At 39.6% G+C, this 5,528-nt stretch carries 2 protein-coding genes and 3 pseudogenes; 3 read left to right on the top strand and 2 right to left on the bottom strand.

Annotated elements, in window-relative coordinates:
- A pseudogene (locus F6K51_RS35000) lies at positions 1–126 on the bottom strand (transposase); the annotation flags it as partial.
- 144 nt (positions 127–270) lie between these two features.
- Here F6K51_RS35000 and F6K51_RS34995 point away from each other — a divergent pair.
- The 3 genes and pseudogenes from F6K51_RS34995 to F6K51_RS34985 all read left to right on the top strand — a co-directional run bounded on the left by F6K51_RS34995 (position 271) and on the right by F6K51_RS34985 (position 4,528).
- Positions 271–1,128: pseudogene (locus F6K51_RS34995) on the top strand (IS5 family transposase).
- A gap of 482 nt (positions 1,129–1,610) precedes the next feature.
- A pseudogene (locus tag F6K51_RS34990) lies at positions 1,611–2,947 on the top strand (IS4 family transposase).
- 138 nt (positions 2,948–3,085) lie between these two features.
- Positions 3,086–4,528 (top strand): MATE family efflux transporter, encoded by a 1,443-nt coding sequence (locus F6K51_RS34985; protein ID WP_293030132.1) that lies wholly within the window; start codon positions 3,086–3,088, stop codon positions 4,526–4,528.
- 801 nt (positions 4,529–5,329) lie between these two features.
- On the opposite strand, the gene F6K51_RS34980 is transcribed toward F6K51_RS34985, so the two are convergent.
- Positions 5,330–5,528 (bottom strand): hypothetical protein (locus F6K51_RS34980; RefSeq protein ID WP_293030129.1); only part of this gene is annotated, 199 nt, incomplete at its 5' end.

Below are 5,528 nucleotides of genomic sequence, written 5' to 3'. Positions count from 1 at the left end.
CACCACAGGCCATAATCGCTCTGCCGGTTGTAATTCAGGAGAGTAAGGGGGTAAGGGGAAAAGATGAATCCCCTCTGGCACCTCCAACTTCTCACTCATATGCCACCGAGCCTGATCTACAGTTAGAGCTGATTTATAAAGAGAATCTAAAGAAAGTAGGGGATTAAGTGAATATGGTGTAATCGTTATTTCTTAGTTATAGTTAAGCTATGTTGTGACTGATGAGCCGTCTACCTGCGATCGCCTTTGGCGCGGCTTCGCCGATCGCAAATCCTCAACGTCAACCTAACCCGACGTGACCTGAGCGACTCAGAATGGGAAATACTCAAGCCTCTAGTACCATTACCCAAGGGGTTTGGTCATCCTATAGAGGTGGATTTCCGAGAAATTTTCAACGCCATATTCTATGTGCAACGGACTGGATGTCAGTGGGAAATGATGCCTCATGATCTACCACCTTATAGCACGGTATACAGATACTTCAAAAAATGGCAAAAAGGCGGTTTTTGGCAACAGATACACGATAAAATACGCCAAAAATTAAGAACAGAATTAGACCCGGATGAAGACTCAACTGTTGCCATTGCTGATTCAATGTCAGTGAAAACAACAGAAAAAAGGGCTCTGTCTACGGTTTCGACGGTGGCAAGAAAGTTAAGGGGCGTAAGCGTCACATTGTAGTAGATTCCCTTGGATTATTAATTGGTGTTTTGGTAACTGAAGCGAATGCCTCAGAACGATTAGGAGCAGTCGTAGTACTTAATGAAGCCAGGGATAAACTGTCGAAATTAGATGTGCTTTGGGTATATCAGGGTTATTCTGGTAATAATTTTGCCCGTGCAGTTAAGGAAGTTTGTGGCGATCGCGTGAGGGTGGAAGTAATCAAGAGAACTTCCAAAACTTTTGAGCGGTTACCTAAACGATGGATTGTTGAGCGCAATGCATGGATGGTTGAATAGATTTCGACGCAAAAGCCTGGATTATGAGGTGTATTCAGATGTGAGTGAAGCCATGATTTATGGCTCTCTAATTCACCTTATGGTTAAGCGACTGGCAATGCTTTTGGTTGACTTTATAAATCAGCTCTTAAAGCAACGCAAGAGGCCAGAGGCCATAAGTAATATATAATCAACTATATAGGCATTTTGGGAAAGTTCAAAAACTCTAATCAGTGTTTACCAATTATTTGTAATTCAGGGAATCTTGAATGTCAAATATTGAAGTTTAAAGGTTAATGTGTAGTGGATAGTTCAAGTTAAGTTGAAGTTAAAAAAAAAAGGTGTAAAAATTTTTAACAAACAATCCAAACTCAAGCTATGACTACACTTCAAGGATTAAGTTTACGAACCTAACTTGTTTAACTCAACCGAATAGGTGATAATTGGCCTCGGTGTATCTCAGTTTGGTAAAAACATTAGGCTCGAATCCTTAGAGCTGATTTGTGAACAGAGCTATAACCATTGCGGTGCAATGCTTTCAGGATTTAGGCTTATGTTTACTCCCTGAAGGGGTGACGAAATAGCCTGAAAAGCTTTAAATGTAAAGCGTTCACCATTTTGTGGTAAAAAAAAGATAGGTCTCTTTTGTTCAACAATACCTACCTATTGACAATGTTACTTGCATTCTACCAAAACCACTTAAAAAGTCAACTTAGTAAGTCAGAATACTTATTTAGTCTAATTCTGCTTAGTCTCCTACAGACAATTAAAAAAGTAAATTTAGAAAAATTAGCAAATGCTCTATCAATTCCCCTAAAATTTGAAAGTCGTAGAAAAGCGATGCAGTCGCTCACGACTGCATCAAGACAAGAATACAACGATTTTTATCATTGCCTAATCTGACGATTGAAAAAATTTGGTTTCCAATTATCAAAACCTGGTTATCAACATACTTCACAACTGAGCAATTAATTTATGTAGCGATATACCGCACAAATTGGAGTCGAATAAATTTCCTCATGATCAGTATAGTTTGGGATAAAAGAGCTTTTCCTATATATTTTGAATTACTTCCCAAATTAGGGTGTAGCAATATTCATGAACAAAAAACTGCCCTATCCTCAGTGATGCCACTTTTAAAAAACTATAAAGTTTGTCTATTAGGGGATAGATAATTTGGCTCGGTCAAGCTGGCACAGCACCTCCAGTCCTTGGGTGTCTATTTCTGCTTACGTCTTAAGAAGAACGAATTTATCGAAGTCAAAAATAATATTTTTATTCAATTAAATAATTTAGGCTTAACACCAGGATTATCTTTTTTTATCCAAGGAGTTAAAGTGACCTTGAAGTTACCGTAGAACAGGGTAGCCTTATTACCAAGACTTAAACCTATGACTCACAGACTGCCGACTATAAAGGCTACCCTGTTCAAGGTTTCATCCAAGACCCGTGGTTTTATAATTTTTAATGTGGCTGGTAAGTGGCAACGTAAAGTCAAGAAAGTAGCTTCGTTCGCGTAGCGTGGCCAAAGGCCAAAGAAGGATGGTTTATTCTTACAAATTTGGAAAGCTTAGAGTCAGCTATTTCAGCTTATAAAAAAAGATTTGATATTGAATAAATGTTTAGATATTTTAATACAGGTGGTTATAATATAGAGGAGACTAAAGTTGAGGGTAAACGGCTTATTTCTATAATTTTATTAATTGCAATAGCTTACAGTTCCTCAACGATTCAAGGTCAGCATATTAAAGCGATGCAGCGCGGTCTTGGGGGTTTCCCCCATGAGCGACTGCATCAAGACACGTCAAGGAATACAAAACTATGTAGCTCGTGTCAAAGAATATGGTCGTAGGGAGCGGAGACATAGCAGTTTTTACATTGGTTTATATGGCCAAACTTGGGTGAATTTAAAGGATGTTTGTTTAGAATTAGTCACCGAATTAATGAAATTAAATCCTAATAAACGAAAGTATTATCAACGAGGCCTAAGGGCTAGGTTGCTTATATAGTCTGCGTTTTAACTTATTTCGTCGCCCCCTCAGCTTATTTCGTCGCCCCCTCAGGTTTACTCCTGCTTACCTGAAATCCATATCTGTCAACGGATTTCAGCTCTTAAGATTTACTTTATAAATTACCTCTAACGTCTAATGCAGAACAAAACGACTGAGACAAACTGTACACATAGTCCTAAGTTAGGCTCATATAGCTTGGTATCAAAGGCTATATCTGAAACAATTTCTAGTTCTCAATTACTCATTCCCCTTATAAGCACACAGATTTGTGATGTAGCTGTTCAAGCTATAGATGTTGTGATGATGGGGTTATTAGGAACTCAATCAATAGCATCAGGTGCTTTGGGAACGGTTGCTTTTGCCACCGCTGTTTATGTTGGATACGGAATTGTATCAGGGGTAGGGGCAATGGCAGCTGAAGCAGTTGGCACTGATGAGCCTGAACAGGTTAGTTATATTTTATTTCAGGGGTTATGGTTACTTATAATTATATCCTTACCCATGGTTTTGCTCTTGTGGTGTGGTGGTTCTTTCTCAGGTTTAATCGGACAAGACAAAGGCGACTTTTTCCTCGTCAAAAGTTATGCAAATGCAGTTATATGGGGACTCCCAGCTGCTATTGGATTACTAATTGCTAAGGATATTGCCTCCGCTGTTAATTATCCTCAATCGATAGCTGTCATTGCGGTGATTGGCCTGGGCTTAAATATTCCTGTTAACTATATATTGATGTTTGGAAAATTTGGATTTCCAGATTTAGGACTATCGGGTATTGGCTGGGCGAGTAGTTTTATTTATTGGCTTACGTTCTTAATAGCTATCGTTTTATTTATGTTTCATCCAAAGTTTGACAAATATAGTTTTTTTGGTAATTTTTATCAGCTCGATCCAAGACTTATAATCAAACTTTTTCGTATTGGCTATCCGATGGGGATTCACTATGGTACTGAGATAGCACTTTTAAACATAACCACGTTGCTGATGGGATCTTTTGGTACAGCTACTCTAGCAGCACACCAGATTACAATTCAAACTGTAGAAGTTTTTATGGCAATTCCATCTGCTATTGCCTGTACTACTGTTGCTAGAGTGGGGTATGCCTATGGAGCTAAAGATGCGATGGGAATTAGAGTGTCGGCATTTATTAATCTTGCTATTGGTGCTTTCTTTTCATTGTTAGTGATAATTATAGTTTGGGAATTTCCCAAGCAGGTTGTGTCTATCTTTATAAATCCCGATGATCCAAACTATTTTAATACAAAAGCTACAGCAATCTCCTTTCTCTACATTGCAGGTTTTTACCAATTCGCCTATGGACTTCAAATGAATATGACTGGAGCCTTATTAGGCATACAGGATACCAAAATCCCTATGCTCATCAATTTACTTTCATTCTGGGGATCTGGACTCGGAGTGGGCTATTTACTAGCAATGCCTTTAGGTTATGGTGGTATGGGCTTGTGGTGGGGATTGGTTCTAGGCCCATTGATATCCAGTTTATTACTCGTCTATCGTTTTCTATTTTTAAATCGTCAGAAAGGGGATCAGATTAAAGATGTTAATCCGGCAGTAAAATAGAGTGCCTTTTTAAGGCTAAAACTCCTGGTAATATCAAGTTGCATTAAATAACCGTAATCTGGGGGGTGACATGCAAGCTAAAACCCTTACTGGGTAATATTTTCAGCCGATCTGTTACAAAAAGATACATGGTGTTTTGGGCGCTTCCTTGGACGTAGTTATAAGGGTTTGAGCTTTCAGAAAATCACAGGAGGGTCAATTTGGGAGTTTATCAATTCTTATGAGAATTGGCATCAAAGCCTTATATAGTAAGCTTTTCAGGGCTCATGTCACCCCCTCAGAACCGTAATATATGAGAGATGCAAGACAATGGTCCAAACTGATGCCCAAGCGAATCAGCATAGAACCCCATCTGAGTATAGAAGAACATTAACAGCGCTATCGTCAAGGGAAAGATCCGATTGAACGCTCCCACTATCAAATCATCTGGTTGCTAGCCCTTGGCAGAACCAGTGAAGAAGTCGCGCAAAGTGACTGGATATAAACGAAGTTGGATTTATGAACTGGTGTGGGGCTACAACCGGATTGGACCTTTGACCTTGGGAGATGGTAGGCGTAGAAACCTGTTTTGCTCCACCTCTTTTAAGGGATCAGCAACAAGGGCAATTAGATCAAATTTTGTCAGGTCCAGCCCCGGATGGTGGGCTGTGGAACGGTCGCAAAGTTGCAGACTATCTCTGTGAATTATTGGTTCGAATTGTCTGACTTCAACTTGGATGGCGGATTCTCAAGCAAATGGATTAAAGGGCTGAAAGTACCTCGACCAACAATCACCAATTCATTAGGACTTACGCAAATACCTCAATTTAACGCTACCTGTAGGGTTGTCCAAACCTTGCAAACCCTACCCATGGAGTCTGTGCGTAAGTCCTGTTCATATCTCAACAACAACAGCAGTGGAAAAAAAAACTGGGCTGTGAAGTGGAGAAAGTGCAAAAAGAACACCCCTGGGCCGAGGTATCGGTATGGAGTCAAGATCAACATCCCATTGGCCTGCAGC

The organism is Moorena sp. SIO3I8 (assembly GCF_010692325.1).
Taxonomy (GTDB): domain Bacteria; phylum Cyanobacteriota; class Cyanobacteriia; order Cyanobacteriales; family Coleofasciculaceae; genus Moorena.
Note: the sequence above shows the minus strand (reverse complement) of the source record. Positions and strands in the feature narration are given on the sequence as shown.